The organism is Aminobacter sp. MSH1 (assembly GCF_003071665.1).
Lineage (GTDB): Bacteria > Pseudomonadota > Alphaproteobacteria > Rhizobiales > Rhizobiaceae > Aminobacter > Aminobacter niigataensis.
On sequence record NZ_CP026265.1, the window covers coordinates 1,282,285 to 1,300,803 of the forward strand.

At 60.2% G+C, this 18,519-nt stretch carries 19 protein-coding genes; 14 read left to right on the forward strand and 5 right to left on the reverse strand.

Going from position 1 to position 18,519, the window contains the following annotated elements; all coding sequences use genetic code 11:
• Positions 1-98 precede the first annotated feature (98 nt).
• Complete coding sequence (recQ, locus tag CO731_RS06270; protein WP_108606423.1) at positions 99-1,898, forward strand: DNA helicase RecQ; 1,800 nt, start codon at positions 99-101, stop codon at positions 1,896-1,898.
• A 73-nt stretch (positions 1,899-1,971) separates the two neighbouring features.
• Here recQ and CO731_RS28605 read toward each other — a convergent pair whose 3' ends face one another.
• Entirely contained in the window at positions 1,972-2,220 is a 249-nt protein-coding gene (locus tag CO731_RS28605) for a hypothetical protein (RefSeq protein WP_159091571.1), read from the reverse strand.
• 72 nt (positions 2,221-2,292) lie between these two features.
• On the opposite strand from CO731_RS28605, the gene CO731_RS06275 reads away from it, so the two are divergent.
• The 8 genes from CO731_RS06275 (at position 2,293) to CO731_RS06315 (ending at position 8,869) form a co-directional block, all read left to right on the forward strand.
• Entirely contained in the window at positions 2,293-3,591 is a 1,299-nt protein-coding gene (locus CO731_RS06275; RefSeq protein ID WP_108609665.1) for a site-specific integrase, read from the forward strand.
• The gene (locus CO731_RS06280) at positions 3,591-4,136 is read left to right on the forward strand and encodes a hypothetical protein (protein WP_108606424.1); all 546 of its coding nucleotides are present in this window, start codon (positions 3,591-3,593) and stop codon (positions 4,134-4,136) included. The genes CO731_RS06275 and CO731_RS06280 overlap by 1 nt, the downstream gene beginning before the upstream one ends.
• A 385-nt stretch (positions 4,137-4,521) precedes the next feature.
• Positions 4,522-4,908: a hypothetical protein gene (locus CO731_RS28610; RefSeq protein WP_159091572.1), complete on the forward strand. Its 387-nt coding sequence runs from the start codon at positions 4,522-4,524 to the stop codon at positions 4,906-4,908.
• A 239-nt stretch (positions 4,909-5,147) separates the two neighbouring features.
• On the forward strand, positions 5,148-6,479 hold the full coding sequence (locus tag CO731_RS06295; RefSeq protein WP_159091573.1) for a hypothetical protein: 1,332 nt from the start codon (positions 5,148-5,150) through the stop codon (positions 6,477-6,479).
• Positions 6,480-6,839: 360 nt separating this feature from the next.
• Positions 6,840-7,319, forward strand: a complete 480-nt coding sequence (locus CO731_RS06300) for a terminase small subunit (RefSeq protein ID WP_159091574.1) — start codon at positions 6,840-6,842, stop codon at positions 7,317-7,319.
• 2 nt (positions 7,320-7,321) lie between these two features.
• The gene (locus tag CO731_RS06305) at positions 7,322-7,897 is read left to right on the forward strand and encodes a hypothetical protein (RefSeq protein ID WP_108606429.1); all 576 of its coding nucleotides are present in this window, start codon (positions 7,322-7,324) and stop codon (positions 7,895-7,897) included.
• A complete protein-coding gene (locus CO731_RS06310; protein ID WP_108606430.1) occupies positions 7,890-8,489 on the forward strand; it encodes a hypothetical protein in 600 nt (199 codons plus the stop codon). The genes CO731_RS06305 and CO731_RS06310 overlap by 8 nt, the downstream gene beginning before the upstream one ends.
• A complete protein-coding gene (locus tag CO731_RS06315) occupies positions 8,489-8,869 on the forward strand; it encodes a hypothetical protein (RefSeq protein ID WP_108606431.1) in 381 nt (126 codons plus the stop codon). The genes CO731_RS06310 and CO731_RS06315 overlap by 1 nt, the downstream gene beginning before the upstream one ends.
• Before the next feature lie 14 nt (positions 8,870-8,883).
• Here the strand turns inward: CO731_RS06315 and CO731_RS06320 are convergent, their stop codons facing one another.
• Positions 8,884-9,141: a pyocin activator PrtN family protein gene (locus CO731_RS06320; RefSeq protein ID WP_108606432.1), complete on the reverse strand. Its 258-nt coding sequence runs from the start codon at positions 9,139-9,141 to the stop codon at positions 8,884-8,886.
• Between the two features lie 194 nt (positions 9,142-9,335).
• Entirely contained in the window at positions 9,336-9,590 is a 255-nt protein-coding gene (locus CO731_RS06325; RefSeq protein WP_108606433.1) for a transcriptional regulator, read from the reverse strand.
• Positions 9,591-9,671: 81 nt separating this feature from the next.
• Here CO731_RS06325 and CO731_RS06330 point away from each other — a divergent pair, with 81 nt between their 5' ends.
• The 5 genes from CO731_RS06330 (at position 9,672) to CO731_RS06350 (ending at position 17,866) form a co-directional block, all read left to right on the forward strand.
• Positions 9,672-9,914 (forward strand): hypothetical protein, encoded by a 243-nt coding sequence (locus tag CO731_RS06330; protein ID WP_108606434.1) that lies wholly within the window; start codon positions 9,672-9,674, stop codon positions 9,912-9,914.
• A 28-nt stretch (positions 9,915-9,942) separates the two neighbouring features.
• A complete protein-coding gene (locus tag CO731_RS06335) occupies positions 9,943-12,576 on the forward strand; it encodes a hypothetical protein (RefSeq protein ID WP_159091575.1) in 2,634 nt (877 codons plus the stop codon).
• Positions 12,576-16,352: a hypothetical protein gene (locus CO731_RS06340; protein ID WP_108606436.1), complete on the forward strand. Its 3,777-nt coding sequence runs from the start codon at positions 12,576-12,578 to the stop codon at positions 16,350-16,352. The genes CO731_RS06335 and CO731_RS06340 overlap by 1 nt, the downstream gene beginning before the upstream one ends.
• Positions 16,349-16,654, forward strand: coding sequence for a hypothetical protein (locus CO731_RS06345; protein ID WP_159091576.1), 306 nt, complete (start codon positions 16,349-16,351; stop codon positions 16,652-16,654). The genes CO731_RS06340 and CO731_RS06345 overlap by 4 nt, the downstream gene beginning before the upstream one ends.
• 285 nt (positions 16,655-16,939) lie before the next feature.
• Complete coding sequence (locus tag CO731_RS06350) at positions 16,940-17,866, forward strand: hypothetical protein (protein WP_108606438.1); 927 nt, start codon at positions 16,940-16,942, stop codon at positions 17,864-17,866.
• Between the two features lie 50 nt (positions 17,867-17,916).
• Here CO731_RS06350 and CO731_RS06355 read toward each other — a convergent pair whose 3' ends face one another.
• Entirely contained in the window at positions 17,917-18,222 is a 306-nt protein-coding gene (locus CO731_RS06355) for a DUF6804 family protein (protein WP_108606439.1), read from the reverse strand.
• Between the two features lie 9 nt (positions 18,223-18,231).
• Complete coding sequence (locus CO731_RS06360) at positions 18,232-18,468, reverse strand: hypothetical protein (protein ID WP_108606440.1); 237 nt, start codon at positions 18,466-18,468, stop codon at positions 18,232-18,234.
• Positions 18,469-18,519: the final 51 nt, after the last annotated feature.

The window sequence follows — 18,519 nt, forward strand, 5'->3', positions numbered from 1 at the left end:
ACTGTTGCAAGTAGCCCGACAGAAAGGCGCATCAACGATCGCTGACACGGCGAAGCTGCTATGAAGGACGTTTCCATGATTCTCCGTTGCAGCCACCGATGACCGCCACCGCCCTCGAAATTCTCAAGACCATTTATGGCTATGATGCGTTCAGGGGACCGCAGGCGCGGATCGTCGAGCATGTCATCGCCGGCAACAACGCCTTCGTGCTGATGCCGACTGGCGGCGGTAAGTCGTTGTGCTACCAGATCCCCGCAATCGTCCGTCCCGGCATGGGGCTCATCGTTTCGCCGCTGCTGGCGCTGATGGCCGATCAGGTGTCGGCACTGCGCCAAGCTGGGGTGCGGGCGGCGGGGCTCAACTCCGACCTTTCACCCGACGGGCGCCGCAGCCTGTGGCACGATATCCGCACTGGTGCGCTCGACCTCCTCTATGTCGCACCTGAAACCTTGCTGCGGCCTGATGTGCTGGAGCTGCTGGACGGCGTGAAATTGTCGCTGATCGCCATCGACGAGGCGCATTGCCTGTCGCAGTGGGGGCACGATTTCCGTCCTTCCTATCGCCAGCTCGACGCGGTCGTGTCGCGCTTTGCCGGCACCCCGCGCATGGCGCTGACGGCAACCGCGGACGAGCCGACGCGCGCGGAAATCCTGTCGCATCTGGAAATCGACGAGACCGACGCCTTCGTCGCCGGGTTCGACCGGCCCAACATTCGCTACGCCATCGAGGAAAAGGACAACCCGCGCGCCCAGCTCAAGGAGTTCCTCAAGCGCTACCAAGGCGAGAGCGGGATCGTCTACTGCCTGTCGAAACGCCGGACCGAGGAAACCGCCGCCTGGCTTCAGGGCCTCGGCTACGATGCGCTGGCCTATCACGCCGGCATGGACAAGGCGGCGCGCGAAGCCAACCAGATGCGCTTCCAGCATGGCGAGGCGGTCATCATGGTCGCCACCGTCGCCTTCGGCATGGGCATCGACAAGCCGGACGTGCGCTTCGTTGCCCATATCGACCTGCCGGGCAGCATCGAGGCCTATTATCAGGAGACCGGTCGCGCCGGGCGCGACGGCCTGCCGTCCGATACGCTGATGCTTTACGGCTACGACGACATCGCGCTGCGCAGCCGCTTCATCGAGGAGTCGGAGGCGCCCGACCAGCGCAAGCGCATGGAGCGGCAGAAACTCGATGCGCTGCTGGGGCTGGCCGAGACGGCAAGCTGCCGCCGCCAGGTCCTGCTGTCTTATTTCGGTGACCATAGCGAACCATGCGGCAATTGCGACACCTGCGCGGAGCCGCCAAAATTGTTCGACGGCGCCATTGCGGCGCAAAAGGCGCTGTCGTGCATCTACCGCACCGGCGAGCGTTTCGGGCAAGCCTATGTTGTCGACGTGCTCTTGGGCGTCGACAACGAGCGCATCGCCCAGTTCGGCCATGACCGCATCTCCACCTTCGGCATCGGCACCGAGCACGACAACCGCACGTGGCGGGCGATCCTGCGCCAACTGATCGCGCTGCGCCTCATCGACGTCGACCTCACAGGTCATGGCGGCCTGTCGATCGCACCTGCCGGCCGCGACTTCTTGCGCGACAAGCCGGCGCTGATGCTGCGCGTACCGGCGCCAACGCGCGCCAAACGCGGCAAGGTTGCGCTCAGCACGGCACAGTCCTCTGTCCCCGATGCGGACCATGAGCTGTTCCAGGCCCTGCGGCGCAAGCGCACGGACATAGCGCGCACGCAGAACGTGCCACCCTATGTGATTTTCCACGACAAGACCCTGATCGAGCTGGCAGCGGTGCGACCCGCGTCGCGCGCCGAGATGGCGAACGTGCCCGGTGTCGGCGAAGCCAAGCTCGACCGCTACGGCCCCGCCTTCCTCGCGGTGATCGCCGAGCACGCATGACGGGGTGGCGGGATGCGAGGCGTTCCACGAACGGGGCCGGGCACGCAAGATTCTCGCGTCACTGACCGGGAGATCAAAGATGCTTAGGCGGTGTGAAGGCTATTTTTAGCAGCCAGCACTGCTTCTGCGCGAGCGAGGGGGCCAGCGCTTTACTTCGGCCCATCAGCGCGGCGACAACCTTCTCGGGCGCATCAACGGCAGTCAGGCGGTAGCGGCGGGACGGTTGGCGGAGAGGGAGGCCGCCATTGCTGTGCAGCAGGTGGTGTAAGCTTGTTGCAAATAGTCTTGTAGATTCAATTTGTTGCGGAAGTTGCAACAACATTGCTGTATTGTCTCGTTGCGTCCTGTTGTGATAGTTTGCATCTTTTATGGCGGGTAGATTGATGGGTTGGGCGTGCCGAAAAAAGTGAAGGACCTGACAGCGCTGGAAGTGGCTCGACTGCGGCATCCAGGGCGAGGGCACAATGTGACTTTTGCAGTTGGGAACGTTGCCGGCCTGCTTCTTCAGGCCACGCCCTCAGGTGCGCGCACATGGATCTTGCGCGTTCTCGTCGGCGGCAAGCGGCGCGAGATTGGGCTCGGCGGCTATCCTGACGTGACGCTTGCGGATGCCGTGCGCATTGCCCGTGAGGCGAAGGATAAGATTCGGCAGGGCATAGATCCGATCGAGGAACGAAAGGCAGCTCGCGCCGCTCTCGCCGCACAACAAGCTCGCGGCCTGACTTTCAATGATGCTGTCGATCGGTACCTTGCCGCCAAGCTGGACGCGTTCAAAAATGCCAAGCATCGGGCTCAGTGGCGCATGACGCTTGAAACCTATGCCGGCCCTGAGCTAGGCCCGATGATGGTTGGCGACATCACCTTACAGGACGTGCTCCGGGTGCTGCAGCCAATCTGGCGCACTAAGACTGAGACCGCATCTCGATTGCGCGGCCGTATTGAAGCCGTCCTAGCTTGGGCGACGGTTGCCGGTCATCGTACGGGCGATAATCCGGCAAGATGGGCCGGCAATCTCAAGGAAATGCTACCCGCTGCCTCGAAAGTGAAGGTCGGCGACAATCAGCCGGCCGTGCAGCTTGACGATGCGGCGCGCTGGTTTGCAGCGCTGCGGGCGCGAGAAGGCACCGGGAGCCGGGCCTTGCAATTTCTGGCCTTGACCGCGGCCCGGTCGCAAGAGGTGCGCGGCGCCGCCTGGGATGAATTCGATCTGGAAAAGGCGCTGTGGATCGTGCCTCCTGCCAGAATGAAGATGGCGAGGGAACATCGTGTTCCCCTGTCGCCCGATGCCGTTGCGCTCCTTAAAACCTTGCCACGCTTCGCTGAAAATCCATTGGTGTTTCCGGCTGCAAAGGGAGGCGTGCTGTCTGACATGACGTTGAGCGCGACGATGCGGCGCCTGCACGAGGCTGAGACCAAGGAAGGCCGCGCAGGGTTCCTAGATCGATCGTCGAAGCGTGCTGCCGTTCCGCATGGCCTTCGGTCAACTTTCAGGGATTGGGTGTCAGAGCGCACAGCCTTTGCCGGCGAGATGGCTGAAGCCGCACTCGCGCACAAGGTCAGCAACGCCGTCGAGGCAGCATATCGGCGCGGCGACATGATCGAGAAACGCCGGCAGATGATGGTGGCTTGGTCTGATTTCCTTGCCGGTCTCATGGCCAAGAGTGAAGTCGTGCTGTTTCCGGGGCGGCGCTGATGCCGAGAAAAGGCGAAATCGAGGTCCGTATCACCGCGCACGACGCTGACGTATGCGCTCGGTGGCTTCGCAGCGTCTATCTGCCGGCAAAGGCCAATCGGGTCGACACCGTCTTGACCCCAGATTTCAACGTTGAAACTCGCTTCCTTCTGGATCAACTGGCGGTCATGATGACGCGGACGGCGGCGCGTAAGCGAACTGGCGGCGGGTCGTTCATGATCAATGTTCCCCGCCAATTGGTCGAGCGGTTCTTGGCAGTCCCGTACGATCCCGCGATGCATCTGATGGACTGGCTCACGCCGATGGCTGTGGGTCGGATGATCGCAACTATGAGAGCCACGGTGAGCGCGAGACGAGGGCGCCCGCCCCTGTCCCCTCTGGAGCGTACATCGCGCGTCGATCGCCGCCGTTTGGTCGAAGAGCGCCACCGCAAGAGGCTTATGCGGCAAGAACGGGTGGAAGCGGCGCATGGCGTATGGACCGATGAGGTTCGCGTGCGCGGCGAGACGGTCCTGACTACGGCGCTAAAGCCTACGAGAATTTGACCTAATTAAAGCCACTGACGAAAACAAACAGGACGCTCCAGATTGTTTCCATCATCAACGGATGGAAATGCAAATGAACGCCTCCCTTTACCTGCAAGACACTCAAGTTGCCGAGCGTTATGGAGTCAGCCGTACCACACCGTGGCGTTGGCTTAAGAGCGACCCAACTTTTCCGAAGCCCGTTTCTCTCTCGTCAGGCTGTTCGCGTTGGAAGTTGGTCGACTTGGAGACTTGGGAAGCCGCTAAGGCAGCCCACGCCGCCTGACAACCGCCACCGGGGCAAAAAGAAGCCCCGAAGACAAAGTCTCCGAGGCGGCAATGATCGATATATCAAGCGTTGCAACAATAGCAACATTGCCGCCGTCGCACAAGCGAAGGCAAATTAATGAACGACTATTCTCCGAAATTCCCACCGTGTGTTTCTGGCGGAGGTTTTCGTAAGCCTCTTGATCATCCTGATATCGAGAGCATCGGAAAACAGGCCGATCATCTCTATAGGGCAACGACGCTCAATGATGATGATCGCGCAATGTTGCTGAAGATCTACTCCGAGATGAAGAAAGCCGACCGGTTTCTGGCGCGCCGCCTTCGCGATCAGCCTGTTTGGATAACACAGCTTCGACCCCGCTTCTGGAATGACTGGCTCGTAGAGAATGCCGATCGCATCGAGGCCGCGTGCGGGTTCGTGTGGCGCGTGCTGGAGTATATAAATCGACTGGAAATCAGATACGCCAAGGCCGTCGACGACCGCGACCCCGGCGAAAACGCTTGATGGGTGGCGGCATGAATGTCCTTCCGCTTACCTCCGGTCGCCACGCTCCTAGCGGTGCTAGGCGTCCCGTCATACAGTACGTCGAAAGCGAGTTGCCGCTCTGTGTCACACTGGCGTGTAAGGCTGCGGTCGATGCCGGCGCCCCGATATTTGCACGTGGCACGTCACTCGTTCGACCAGTGCATATTGATACGACGACCCATACAGGTGGCGTTAGCCGAGTTGAAGGCGCGACCGTCTTGGTTCCCGTAGACAAGGCTGCACTGGTCGACATCTTCACGGCTTTGATTGACTGGCAGAAATGGAACGACCGGAAAGGCGAGACTCGGCCAATCGCTTGCCCGTCTATTGTCGCGGAAACCGTTCTTTCGCGCCGTGGCGACTGGCCGTTTCCGCAACTCCGCGCTGTCGTCTCTGCGCCGACGTTGCGGCCAGATGGAACCGTACTTGAAGCGAAGGGCTTTGATCCATCGACCGGCATTTTGTTCGCGTCAGAGCTTGATTGGCCCGCGATCAAACAACAACCATCGAGGAAGGCCGCGGAGGCTGCTCTCGCGGCCCTGCGGGGCCTGCTGTCGACCTTTCCGTTTGTGGGTGACGCCGACCGCTCCGCCGCATTGGCGATGGTGCTGACGGCCGTCGTTCGCCCCTGCCTGCCTACGGCGCCGCTTTTTGGCGTAAGCGCGCCAACACCAGGCACCGGCAAGTCGAAGCTCGTCGATATTGCTGCAATTCTCGGCACCGGCCAGGCCGCCGCAGTCTTGTCCGCCCCGCGTGAAGAAGCTGAACTGCAAAAACATGTCGGCTCGGTCCTGATGGCGGGCGATGCGTTCATCACACTGGATAACATCGAGTACCCGCTGCGCTCTGAGTTCCTGTGCCAAGTTCTCACTCAAGGAGTTGTCGCGGTTCGCGTCCTCGGCGAGAGCCGCAACTTGAAACTGCCAACTGGCTCGACGTTCTGCGCTACCGGCAACAGCCTGCGTTTTGCCGGCGATCTTACGCGCCGCGTCGTTCTCATCAACCTTGATGCGCGTGTCGAACGACCTGAAGATCGGACATTCTCTGTCGATGTCACGGCGGTGGCAAAGGATCGTCGGATCGAGTTGGTGACAGCTGCACTGACCGTCCTTCGCGCGTTTATCGTGCACAGTGGGGAGCGCGTTGTCCCTCCGCTCGGATCCTTTGAGGGCTGGTCGGACCGTGTGCGCTCGGCTCTGGTGTGGTTAGGCGAAGTCGATCCCCTCGCCAATTCCGGCAAGGTCCGAGATGACGATCCCGAGCGCGAACGCACTGCGACAATCTTGAACACGCTGCCGACTGGGGAGCCGTGGACAGTTTCCAAGATCGCCAAGATGATCGAGATGGACCGTGACCAAAGCCCCGATTTTCGCAGGCATGAAGCTTTGTCGGACGCGCTAGCGGAGTTCATAGAGCGAGGATCGCTGCATAAGCAGCGGTTCGGGCTTTTCCTGCGCAAGCAGGCCGGTCGCATCATTGGGGGAAGGCGTATCGTCGTCCAGGGTCATGATCGTGCGAAGGTCGCGCTATGGGCCATCGAGACAATTTGATCAGTGCGGGGACTGCGGGGACCTGCGGGACTTATTTTGCCTTACGCGGGAAAAAACACATCGTGTAAAATTACTCCGGTGAGTGGAAAACAGTCCCCGCAACTCCCGTAGTCCCCGCAGAAAGTATTAGCGCTCTATTCTGGTGGCCATTGTTCTGTCGCCACTGCCGCGGCCGGCAGGTGCTGGAGCCTGACAAAACTTGACATCGCATCGCGCCGTAACCCGATTTGTTGCAGAAAGCGCAACAAAATCAAATAGTTAGTAGAAATCTACGCTTGCCATAACTCGCCGCCTGGTGGTATCGTGGCGGTGTTAGTTCCTCGGTAAAACCTGAGTTTTCTCTAAAATAGGCTGATTTACGTGACGCCGCGTCAGTTCGAATTCGTGCGGGAATACTTGCAGGACAACAACGCCACGCGGGCGATGGTCCGAGCTGGCTACTCCGCGCGTACGGCGAACAAGCACGCCTGGCGGCTGATATCGCATCCCCAGGTTCGGAAGCTGATCGATGCAGCCTTGGCCGATCGTGATTGCAAGGTGAAGGTCGAGGCTACAGGGATGCTGGAGAGCATGGCCAGCGAGGCGCGATCGGAACTCCTGACCGCGCGTGAGGACCTGCAGGCTGCAACGCGTCGACTGAGGTTCGCGGTAAACACCGTGCGCGATATCGAGCGGCTGTGCGCTCCGGTGAATAGCAAGCCACTTGCACCCAAGATCAGCCCGGAGCCTAAGCCCGTCGCTTTGGCCGCGCCTGAATGGCGCCCCATCTCTCCACAACCCGCGCCGATGCGCTTCAGCGGCACGATGGACCCTGCGTATCATCCATTTTCACAGGATTGACGATGAAAACTGCTTCAACCCAGCAAATCAATCAACAGATCGGCGCTCTCGATAACGTGCTGGCGGAGATGGAGCGTGATGTTGAACGCCTCTCGCTCGGTGCCGTCAGCGGCAACGCTCAGGACATCGAGGCGCTAGCAGGCGCCCAGTCGCGAATCGCACAGGCGACGAACGATCGCGCTATTCTACAGCGGGCTCACAAGTATGCAGCCAAGCGGGAGGCCGCTATTGCCGAAAAGGCGGCTATTGATGAGCGGGCTCGCCAGTTCGCCATCGCGCAGGACCATGCTGGCAAGCTGCTTGAAGCCGCACGGCGCGCTGATGACCTTGTGCAGTCGATCCGTGACATCCTGGAAGAAATCCAGAAGACCGAAGGTGCGGCTTGGACCGCGCTACGGGCGAGCGGCCGTGCGCCGGCTCATGGTGGCGCGATGTGGCAGAACGGGCTTTGGAAGTTTGTATTGGACACTGTGCAGGCGGCCAACAATCAACCGGCGTTTCGGCCAAACAAGACAATTGCTCAGGTTGCTGAGATTTCGTGGCGCGACGTAGCTAAGCCGGAGGCAATCAATGTCTGACACTGATAGCGCCTCGATCCTCTACCCCAACGACCAGCCGGCCGCGAGCGCTCCGCCTGAGTGGTTCAAAGCCGACATTGCCGCCGCGGAGACCCGCCTGATGGGCAAGGTCGACGACACCCAAGAACGTGATGCGGCCGGAACCCTGTATGGCGAGAGTGAACAGGCGGGAGAGTTTCGCGACGAGGATGTGACCCCGTTCTTCAATCGGGAAGCGCTGAATGCCATCAAGAGCGAGGATCCGGACCGGGCAGAGGCGCTGGGGCAAGCCTCCAAGGCGCTGGCGGCGGACATGAGGGCCGCTGGTACGTCGTCGAAAGAGTTCGGCGAAGCGCTGACCATCATCAATGAAGTCGCATACGAGACGAAATCCGATGCCGATCGAGATCGCATCTCAGCCGAAACGATGGCGACATTGGCGCGCGACCTCGGTCCGACATTCCAGTCCGACCTAGATGCTGCGCGGAGGTTTATTCAAGATTTGGAGAAAGTCGCACCTGGCACCATTGCTAGCCTCGATGGCAGCGGTGCTGGCAATGATCTGCGCATCGTCCGCAAGGCGATCAAGGAAGCCAAGCGGAGGGGTTACTAATGGAAAGCTCCACATCAGTCGCAGGAACTTTTATCGGCACGCCATCTGCACCGCATGCCCTCGAATGCCCCTGCTGCAAACAGCCGGTGACGGCGCCAACGCTCGATGTCGTCATTGAAGGTTGCGGCGTCAGTGAGTTCGAAAGCCGTATTCTCGGCGCGATCTGGCACGGCAAAGGCCGCGCGGTTCCGACCGAGCGCATATTCAACGCGATGTACCTTGATGATCCTGACGGTGGGCCGTCGCCTCAGAAGATGTATGAGGCGTTCAAATTCGGTTTGCTCCGCCTTCGCAGCAGGCTGCAGGGCTCGGGCGTCTCGATCGAGAATGTGGGGTACCGGCAGGGGTATCGGCTGGCGATGCATGAGGCAGTGCGATGACTGCCGCCTGCGCCCTAGCCGTGGATCCTCTCCAACTCGCGCACGGCATCAGCGCGGCGATCGTCGATCCACTGCGCCAGGTCGCTCAGCATAATACCGCGCGTTGCCTTCTGTCCCTCGTCGATCCTGACGACGGGGAGCTTGATCTCTCCGGCAAGCGATTTGCGCATGAATGTCGTCGGCGTCAGGTGCTGGAAGTAGTCCTTGCAGACGATATCGAGGGGAATCACTGCAGTTTCGTATTGGGCGAGTAGTATAAGGACTGTTTTCACGGCGACCTCTGTTCAACAGCAACTGTTGTCGCCATAAAATCAGTCAAAGCTGACGTGAGTCGACAGAAATATTGATTTATCCCGCTGGCAATATCACAACACATCGCAACACATGTTGCAGTATTCGCAACAATATTCAAATCAGAGGCAGGTATGGTCACGACTGTTACGAAATCGGTGCGAGTTGTGACGGGTCACAGTGGTGACGACCGATTTCGTAGCCGTACGCCGGCGCCTCCGCCATTTTCAGGGATGAATTCTATGCCGGCCAGCTCCAGCGCCTGGCGGATGGCTGCTTCGTTTGCTGCCGTCATGCCGGTAGCTCCTTCTCGGACCTCTGCTCGCCGGATTGTGGCAACCCCAACCTGCGATCGCTCGGCCAGATCCTCAGCCTTCCAACGGAGCGTTGCGCGAGCGGCCCGGATTTGCGCGGGAGTGATTGGTGACATATCATTTGATCTCCAGTTGACATCGTGTTAACCATGGTGTAAATCATATCATATGAACACTTTGACATCAAGGAGATACCCATGACCACCAACAACGATCTCGAACTGCTCGCCCTCGGTTTCCGCATGGATGAGGCTCTTGCTGTTTGCAGAAAAGCGATCGCGGCCCTGCCGGAAGACATGTCCGTCAAGGATGAATTTGCAGCGATTGAGGCCGCCACCGCCCCAGTAGAGGCCATCGTTTCCGACATTCTGGCCATGACTGCCCACACCGCTGCCGGCAAGGATGTCCAGCTGTCGGCGCGACTGTGGCTGGAACACTAACCAGCTTCAATCAAGAGAAAGGCACCATATGCCCAGCGTCCCTTCATATCAGCCTGGCCAGGTTCGCGATCGCCCGATCCATCAGCAGGGTATCACTGTGCGCGCAACGCCTGATGATATGGGCGCTGCGATCGGGCGAGGCATGGAAAGTGCGGCGGCGGGTGTCGCTCAGGTCGGAGATGCGCTCGCCAGGGTTAAGGCGCTGGAGGATGAGACAATCGCTCGTCGTGGGCGCAACGAGTATATGAGCGAGCTCGATGCGCTCCGATACGATCCTGAAGGGGGCTATCTACAAAGGACCGGGAAAGACGCGATCGACGGGCTTCCCGCATACAACACTAAGCTAGCCGAACTGCGGCAGAAGCACGCCGCCAAGATGACGCCGGCCCAACAGAACCTCTTTGCGGCAGCGGTCGATCCGCTTGAGGCCGATGCACGGCGTTCGGGGCTTATTCACAAAGGCAACTCTCTCAAGGAGTTTGTCGTCGAGGAAGCCCGCAACGGTGCCGAAAACCTCAAGAACGAAGCGCTCATCAACTATCGTGATAGCGCGCAATGGCAGAAATATACCTCTGCCGGCCTTCAGGAGATTGCCACCCTTGGCGAAAAGCTTGGCTGGACCCCTGAGCAGCTGAAACAGCAGCAGTCGGATTATCTGTCGGATGCGCACCGCCTGACGGCATTGCAGCTGGCGGGCGACGACCCTGTTGCTGCCACGGAGTATGCCCTCAAACACCGGGACAATATGTCGGCGTCAGACCATCTGACGTTAATGCGTGAGATCATGCCGCTGGTTGGTGATGCTGTGACGCGCGATGCAACGGTGAACGCTTCTAAGCCGGGCGCCAGGCAGTTCGCAGCGTCAGGATTGCCGTCTGAGGCGTATTCCTTGCTGGGCGTGATCGCCGGGACGGAAAGCCCTGGCTACGACGTGATCAATGGTGGTTCTCGGTTTTCCAGTTTCTCCGACCATCCTCGCCAGAAGGGCGCTGGCGGCACGTCGACCGCAGCGGGTCGTTACCAGGTCGTCAAAGGGACGTGGGACCGGGTGGCCGGGGCCCTCGGCCTGCCTGATTTCAGCCCCATCAGTCAGGATGTGGCCGCTTGGTGGCTTGCGCAGCAGGATTACAAGACCAGGACGGGCCGCGATCTCACCGCTGATCTTCGCGGCGGCAATTACGCGGAGGTTCGCGCCGGCCTCGGTGCCACCTGGGAAGGCATCCATAAACTCAGCGACAAGCAATTTTCCGAGCGGATGCAGGCGAGCGGTGGCGCCGTGGAAACGGGCAAAGTGGTTTTCAGTCCACGCGTCGAGGGCATGCTTGCTGGCCTTCCTGCGAATTATGCGGCGAGGCTTCGGGAGAGCGCCGACACTGGATTGTCAACTTTCCTGACGCAGCAGAATGCGCAGATCAAGGCGCACCGAGTTGCCGTTGTCGACGATTATAAACTGCGGATTGCTAGCGACGACACCTCGCTGACCCGCGCAGAAATCCTCGATGATCCAATCATAGACAAGGGCGACAAGGCCACGATCCTGAACTCGCTCGCCGAAAAGCTTGGCGACACGTTCAAAACGCAGAAGGCGGTCGAGGCGTTTCAGGCCGGCCGGCTCGCGATCGATCCGTACGACAGCGATGGTCGAAAGCTTACGGACAACGTGTGGAAGTCCATCGCCACGACGGTTGAGCCTGCACGATTGCGCCCGGTTATGGAGGACCTTGTTCGCCAGACGGGAATTGTGCCTCAGCCTGTCGCCAATGCCATTCGAGCCGATTTGACGAGCGGCAAGGTGGCGAATGTGGCCGGTGCCGCTCGTCTCGCTCTCAGCCTTCATTCGATCGACACGGCCGCTTTCGATCGCCGTGACGGCGGTAAGGAAATTCAGGACGCGGCGGTCGCATTTTCGCACCTCACTGGCAACGTCGGCCTTTCCGCAGAAGCTGCGGCGCAGCGCCTCATCGATATGCGCGACCCTGAAAAGCTCCGCGAGCGCACGGCGCTCATGCAGTCCAAGCCGATTAAGGATTTCGTCGATGGACAGGCTGTCGAGTCTGCGGTGCGTGATATCTTCGATCCCGGCCTGATCGGCACCGATCCGAAGCTAGGCGAGACGCCGGCACAGTCTGCCGCGATGGTGGTCGAATATCGCTCTCTTCTGGAGGAAAGCCTCTTCGACGCAGCCGGCGATCAGGATACGGCCAAGGCATTGGCGGCCGATCGTTTCCGGCGCCGGTATGGCACCTCAGATTTCAGCATTTCCGGGTCCAAGGTGGTCACCCGCTTGCCGCCTGAGGTGGTCTACCCTGCCGGCAAGGACGGCACCCACGACTATATCCGCCAGCAGGTGAAGGCCGCCCTCTCCGCGGCGGGGGCGGCGTCTGACAAGGTGTTTCTCCAGGCAGACGGTTTGACTGATCGTGATTTCAAGGCCGGCAAACCTGCCCGCTATCAGGTCTGGTATGAAAAGGATGGCGTTCTGGAGATGTTTCGCCTGCCGTTCTTCGCTGTGCCGCCAAGCCGCGCGGATCTTGCCGCCGCAAAGCGGGAACGTTCCGAACTCAAACGCGACGAGAACCGGAGCCGGCTAGAGGCTGGCCGTGATCGAGAGGGCAATCTCGATCGGTTCCTTGATGGCAATCCCCTGACGGGAGAGCAGTGATGCCCTTTGATGATGCAGCTCCGTATTCTGCTTCGACCAGCCTGCGGTTCAGCGACCAGCCGACGCAAACCCCGTCGATCCTCAAAACGGCCGCGGCGGCGCTTCGGCAAGAGAACATTGTCGGCTCGATCGCCACGTCTGAGCAGTTCCGGTCGATACTCGACGGCGGCTTTTATGACGTTGACCGGGATTACAACGTGTTTGACGACATTGAGGGGTATGAAGATCACTTCGACGCCTTCGAAAACGTGTTCAATCGAACATCTGCGGCCGCGGTGAAGGCCGACATCGACCGCGAAAAGCGGGATCGACAGACCTTGGCGGCGTCGGGCTGGACTGGGTTCGCATTGACCGGCGCAGCTTCGGTGCTCGATCCAACGCTGCTGCTGCCTGGTGGTGCGATCGTGAAGGCCGGTCGAGCAGGTTACGCTACGGGCCGCAGCGCGTTGAGTGTCGGCGCGGCTGCAGGTGCTGCGACGGCGGTGCAGGAGGTAGGCCTGCAGGCCAGCCAAGCCATTCGGTCGGGTGAGGAAAGCGCCGTTAACATCGGTGGCTCGGTCATCCTGGGCGGGCTGCTGGGTGCGGGTGCGAGCCGTCTTATGAGCCATCTGGAGCACCGCCAGGCGTCGTCCGTGCTGAAGAATGCTGAGCTGCCCGATTTCGACGCGGCGACCGATATTCTGCATAAGGAATTGGCGGATATCGCGCTATCGCCGCAAAGTGTCGGTGCAGCTTCGGCGGCGGCGGATACGCTCGACGATCTCAGCATTGCCGGCAAAGCCGCTTCGAAGGTCGCAAACGCTACAGCACAATTGAACCCGATCCTTCGCACGATGACGAGCCCGGCGACGGCGGTGCGCAAGATTGCTTCGCTGATGCTGGAGACGCCCGTCTACCTGCGCAAAAACCTGCGTGGAGAAGGCGATACGGCCGCCGAGACGGCAATGCACGAATATGCGCGCGGTGCTGTCACGCAGGCAATGGAGGCCCAGGAGAAGGCATACTTGGCCGCACGGAAGGCCGGCCAGGTGATGACCAAGAAGGAGTTCCGCGAGGCAGTAGGACGCGCGATGCGGCGCGGCGACAAGAGCGACATCCGCGGCGTAGCAGAGGCGGCACAGGCGTGGCGCTCAGCTGTGATCGAACCGCTGAAGCAACGCGCCGTTGATGCTGGAATGCTGCCTGCTGATGTCAGTGTGTCGACAGCCGAGAGTTATTTTACGCGCATGTGGAACAGGCCGGCGATCGAGGCTCACGAAGGCGAGTTCCGATCTGTCGTGCGCAACTGGCTTTCCGGCTCTCTTGATGAAGTGATGCGCAAGGATGCATGGCGACAGGATCGGCGCACCACCAATCTGGCGCGGGAAAGGAACGAGGTACAGACGGGCATCCTGCGCCGTGGGGAGAACATGCGGCGTCGTTTAGATGCTGGCGAGATTACGCCCGACGATTTCAGCGAAGAAGAAATCGTTGGTCTGGTGAAGCGGTTCAATGCCGGCGAGCGACCTCAGGCGCCGCAGTCGTTGTCGCAGTGGTTGAAGGGCCAGCGCGGCGGTATCTTTGACGCAACCGGCGATCTGGCGGCCGTGTTTCCAGACGCGACGAAAATTCCGGGTCTGCTGCGCAAATCGCTCAGGGGTAAGTTCAATCCCAGTGGTGGCGACGGTCTGGATGAGATAGTGCGCCGCGCCTGGGAAGAAGGCTTTCTGAACGATGCCGGCCAGGTTCGCATGGGGAGCGGGCGCGATACCGTGTCGGAACGGCCGTCAATTCGAGATTTTCTCGATGCGCTGGACGCCGATCTCCGCGGACAGCGCGTCGTTCGTCACGGCGATGCGGATGCAGCACGTGCCGCGGATGATTTCGACCGCATGATCGCGGCGCTCGATCGCATTGGTGTTGACTTCAATCGACCGATGTTCGGAACCTCCGAGGCGCTCAAGGACATCGCCACCACGGTCAATCGGGTGCTGGATGATCTCGATCTGGAGCGCGTCAAGAAGCTCGATGAGGCCCTGGCCGACAGCGAGGGGCGCGGTCGGTTTGATTTCGTGAACGACGCGGATAAGGCCGCCTATATCGATGAGATCGTCGAAGACATTTTCGAGAAGGTGACAGGCCGCGCGATCGACGGAAACTTGCCGGCCGGCCTGGTGGTGACGAAGCGCGGGCCGCTCAAGGAGCGCACGTTCAATATTCCCGACAGTCTCGTCGAGCGCTACCTTGACGATGACATCGAATTTGTCGGCAGGCGGTATGCTCGCATCATGGCGGCCGACATAGAATTGACGGAGCGCTTCGGCTCGCCCGACCTGAAAGGGCCGATCGAGGCAATCCGCACGGAATATTCGGAGCTGCGACAGGCGGTCGAGGCTGACAACACGATACCTTCGGCAGATAAGGCCAAGCGTCTCGCCAAGCTCAACAGTCGTGAACGGGCGGACCTTCGCGACCTAGAGGCGGTGCGTGACATGCTGCGGGGGCAGTATCGGCCCGAGATCCAGCATACGGGCTGGGCCAGGACGCTCAACGCCGCGAACACATTCAACTACATGGTGGCGCTTGGCGGCGTGCTGGTTGCCTCGCTGACGGACGCTGTGCGGCCTGCAATGGTGCATGGCCTCACGGCCTATATGCGCGACGGGATTGGCCCGATGGTGCGCAACATGAAGGCCGTCAAGATGAGCCGGCAGGAGGCGAAACTCGCCGGCGCGATCTCGGAAAAGATCCTAGCGTCACGCCTGGCGACACTGGCGGAGATCACCGATCCCTACGCAATGAACTCGCCTTTCGAGCGCTTCCTCGACAACGCCTCGGCTGGCTTCACGCGTATGACGGGGCTGCTTCACTGGAACGATTTCCAGAAAGGGCTTGCCGCGACCATGACGCAGAACCGGATCCTGGCGAACGCGGAGAAGGCGGCGTCGTCTGGGTTCGATAGCCTGCCGGCGTCTGAGCGCGCCTATATGGGCTTCCTCGGCATCGGGCAGGGTAAGGCCGAAGACCTTGGCAAGCTGTTCGGAGCCTATGGCGACAGACTGGACGGCGTACGTGTCGCCAATACTGAGGCTTGGGGCGACGATGCGGCCGCGGCCGGGCTGCGACGGGCATACCGCGCGGCGGTTAACAAGGACGTTGACAGCATCATCGTCACCAAGGGTGTCGGCGACGTGCCGTTGTTCGCCAATACGCCGATCGGTCGGACGATCCTGCAGTTCAAGAGCTTCGCAATCGCTTCAAACCAGCGTGTATTGCTGCGCGGCTTGCAGGAAGACACGACGCGGCTTGTCGGCGGCGTGATGGGCATGGCGACGATCGGCGCGTTCATCTACATGCTCAAGCAGCTTGAGAGCGGGCGAGAGATTTCCGACAACCCCGGCACCTGGGCCGCCGAAGGGCTGGATCGCTCTGGTATCTTCTCCGTGGCATTCGAAATCAACAATGCCTTGGAGAAGATCGGCGCACCCGGGGTCTACGCCGGTGCCGCGGCGATGTTCCCGAATGCCAGCCAGCGACAGCCCGCGAGCCGATATGCGGTGCGCTCAAAAGTCGGGTCGTTCCTTGGCCCGTCCTTTGGTGCCGTGACCGATACGGTGGGGCTCATGTCGCTCGGTTTTGAAAATATGCGCCGCGTGGCCGCAGGCGAGGAGGCAGTAGTGAGCGAGGGCGATATCCAGTCGATCCGGCGCCTCACGCCATATGCCAGCCTGCCTTATTGGCGGTGGTTGATTGACGGAATGGTGGTACCGGAATTGAAGGAAGGGCTTACAAAGTGACTGATATTGCAACAGCTTCGGAAAAAATGGCTCGCGGCGCGCGAGAATGGTTGGAGGTAGTGATAACCCTCCCCGATGGCCCCTCCGTGTTTCAGCGCGAACTGGTCGCCGCCGAGGCGGCGGAAGCGCTTGAGGCCGGCAGGGCCATTTCCCTGGCGTATGCTGCTTTGACGATCATCGACACCGGACACGCTGGCAGTTTCGAACCCTGGTACCGGGAACGGGCTATGTCGCTGTTGCGGCACGCCGCCGACGTGTTCGAGGCGACGAATGAGAGGCAGTCTGCGGGTGCGATGAACTAACCAGCCCAAGACCGTCGAGGTGGTCCGTTATCCCCAGTGTCCCCAGAGGTTGTAATTAACTCGTAACGCATCCTTGACGTTAACTGCCGAGTCGCTTTTTCTGAAGGATGGCCGACCGAATTCGGTGGCCGAAACCGGCAATGAGTCGGATGCGCTCGCAACGCAACCGACCCATTTCTGGAAGCCGGCTAGGCGGCCCTCTATGCAACCCGGATATTAGTCATCCGGAGGTAGGCGTCTAGTCCGGTTGAGCATCACCTCAACTAGTTGAAAAGGCTAGATAAAATGCCAGTTTTGGATGAAAAGAGCATCACCCCAAAACAACTGTCCCTGAGGCTGGAGATTGCAGCCGAAAGGGAAATTGATGGCGTTCAGATGGGCATCCTTACCAATGGTGTGCCCTTTTTGACGCTCCGGGGTTTGTCAAGGATGTGCGGCGTCAACCAATCCCAGTTGGTGCGCATGACATCGCAGTGGCTGGATGAGCCGTTGAAGCCGCGCGAAAAACGCATCCGTGAGATAATTCGACAGCAAGGGCTAGATGACAGTGTTGCGTTCTGGGCCGTCGAGAAAGACGGCGTCATACAGCACGCCGTGCCCGACGCCGTCTGCATGGCCGTGCTTGAATATTATGCCTTTGAAGCTACGTCCGAAGGCCAGGCGACAGCTCTGCGGAACTATCGGTTGTTGGCCCGCAAGGGCTTCAGCGACTTCATCTACTCCCAGGTCGGGTACAATCCGAGCGGCGCAGTCGATGTAGCCTGGAAGCAGTTCCATGACCGTGTCTCGCTTTCGTACCACACTGTCCCCGATGGATATTTTAGCATCTTCAAAGAGATTGCTGACTTGCTTGTCACAATGATCCGAGAAGGTGCAAACTTGGGGGATAAGTTTATTCCCGATATCAGTGTCGGCCAGATGTGGGCGAAGCATTGGAAGGAAAATAGTCTGGAGGTCGTATATGGTGAGCGTCGTCAATACGATCACAATTATCCGACCTACTTCCCGCAGGCACTTTCTAACCCCCAGCCGGCGTACTGCTACCCGGATGACGCACTTGGCGAGTTCAGGAAATGGGTGCGTAAGAAATACGTTCCGACTGATCTGCCGAAGTACCTAAACGGCAAGGTAAAGCAGGGTCAGATCCCCGCACCACAGGCGAGGGCGGCCATCGATGCGTTCGCAGCGACGGCTATAACCGCCAAGAAGTAAGAAGCCCTTGGGGCGGCCGGTTTCGGCTGGCCGCCTCGTTATGTTTTCCGTCACTGCCTAGCGCCGCCTGTGATCGTCTGCCGATAGGACGTGAACGCAAAGAGGGCGGCGCCAATCAGGTCGATCGGTAGCCAGATCGCTCGCGTCAGGTAGACCGGCAGGAACGGATTGAATACCAGCGCCGCGAAAAACAGGCCATATGCCAGTTTGTCATCACCCGACGACTTCATCATGAAACCGCAATATATGCCGGCCGCGAAGATCCCTAGGCGGAGGGCCTGATAGTACCCGTAAGGCCAGGGCAGGACGGCTGCGGCGAGAGCGATGGCCGCGGCGATAGCGACGATGCGTGTCATCTGCGCACCTCAGAACCCGAGAACGCGGGCTGGCGTCGGATCGCTGCCGGCGATGTACATGATCAGCCAAATCACCCACGTGATCGGCCAGATGAACGCGAGCACCGCGTCGAGCGTGAGGTTGATCAGAAGTTTGACAACGACGCTTGCCGAGCCCTGCCAGGTATCTACGACGTTCAGGATGTAGGTGATTGGCCCGCCGAGCATAAACAGGATGCCGAGCGGCGCCGTAAGCAGTTCTTTCATTGGAGCCCCCTCCGTCACTTCGCGCATGAAAGCAGGTATGGGGCGGGCGTC

Coding starts and splice junctions, on each gene's coding strand:
- recQ (WP_108606423.1), top strand. CDS start 99: ATGACCGCCACCGCCCTCGAAATTCTCAAGACCATTTATGGCTATGAT.
- CO731_RS28605 (WP_159091571.1), bottom strand. CDS start 2,220: ATGTTGTTGCAACTTCCGCAACAAATTGAATCTACAAGACTATTTGCA.
- CO731_RS28610 (WP_159091572.1), top strand. CDS start 4,522: ATGAACGACTATTCTCCGAAATTCCCACCGTGTGTTTCTGGCGGAGGT.
- CO731_RS06360 (WP_108606440.1), bottom strand. CDS start 18,468: ATGAAAGAACTGCTTACGGCGCCGCTCGGCATCCTGTTTATGCTCGGC.
- CO731_RS06305 (WP_108606429.1), top strand. CDS start 7,322: ATGAAAACTGCTTCAACCCAGCAAATCAATCAACAGATCGGCGCTCTC.
- CO731_RS06315 (WP_108606431.1), top strand. CDS start 8,489: ATGGAAAGCTCCACATCAGTCGCAGGAACTTTTATCGGCACGCCATCT.
- CO731_RS06335 (WP_159091575.1), top strand. CDS start 9,943: ATGCCCAGCGTCCCTTCATATCAGCCTGGCCAGGTTCGCGATCGCCCG.
- CO731_RS06340 (WP_108606436.1), top strand. CDS start 12,576: ATGCCCTTTGATGATGCAGCTCCGTATTCTGCTTCGACCAGCCTGCGG.
- CO731_RS06355 (WP_108606439.1), bottom strand. CDS start 18,222: ATGACACGCATCGTCGCTATCGCCGCGGCCATCGCTCTCGCCGCAGCC.
- CO731_RS06350 (WP_108606438.1), top strand. CDS start 16,940: ATGCCAGTTTTGGATGAAAAGAGCATCACCCCAAAACAACTGTCCCTG.
- CO731_RS06280 (WP_108606424.1), top strand. CDS start 3,591: ATGCCGAGAAAAGGCGAAATCGAGGTCCGTATCACCGCGCACGACGCT.
- CO731_RS06325 (WP_108606433.1), bottom strand. CDS start 9,590: ATGTCACCAATCACTCCCGCGCAAATCCGGGCCGCTCGCGCAACGCTC.
- CO731_RS06310 (WP_108606430.1), top strand. CDS start 7,890: ATGTCTGACACTGATAGCGCCTCGATCCTCTACCCCAACGACCAGCCG.
- CO731_RS06330 (WP_108606434.1), top strand. CDS start 9,672: ATGACCACCAACAACGATCTCGAACTGCTCGCCCTCGGTTTCCGCATG.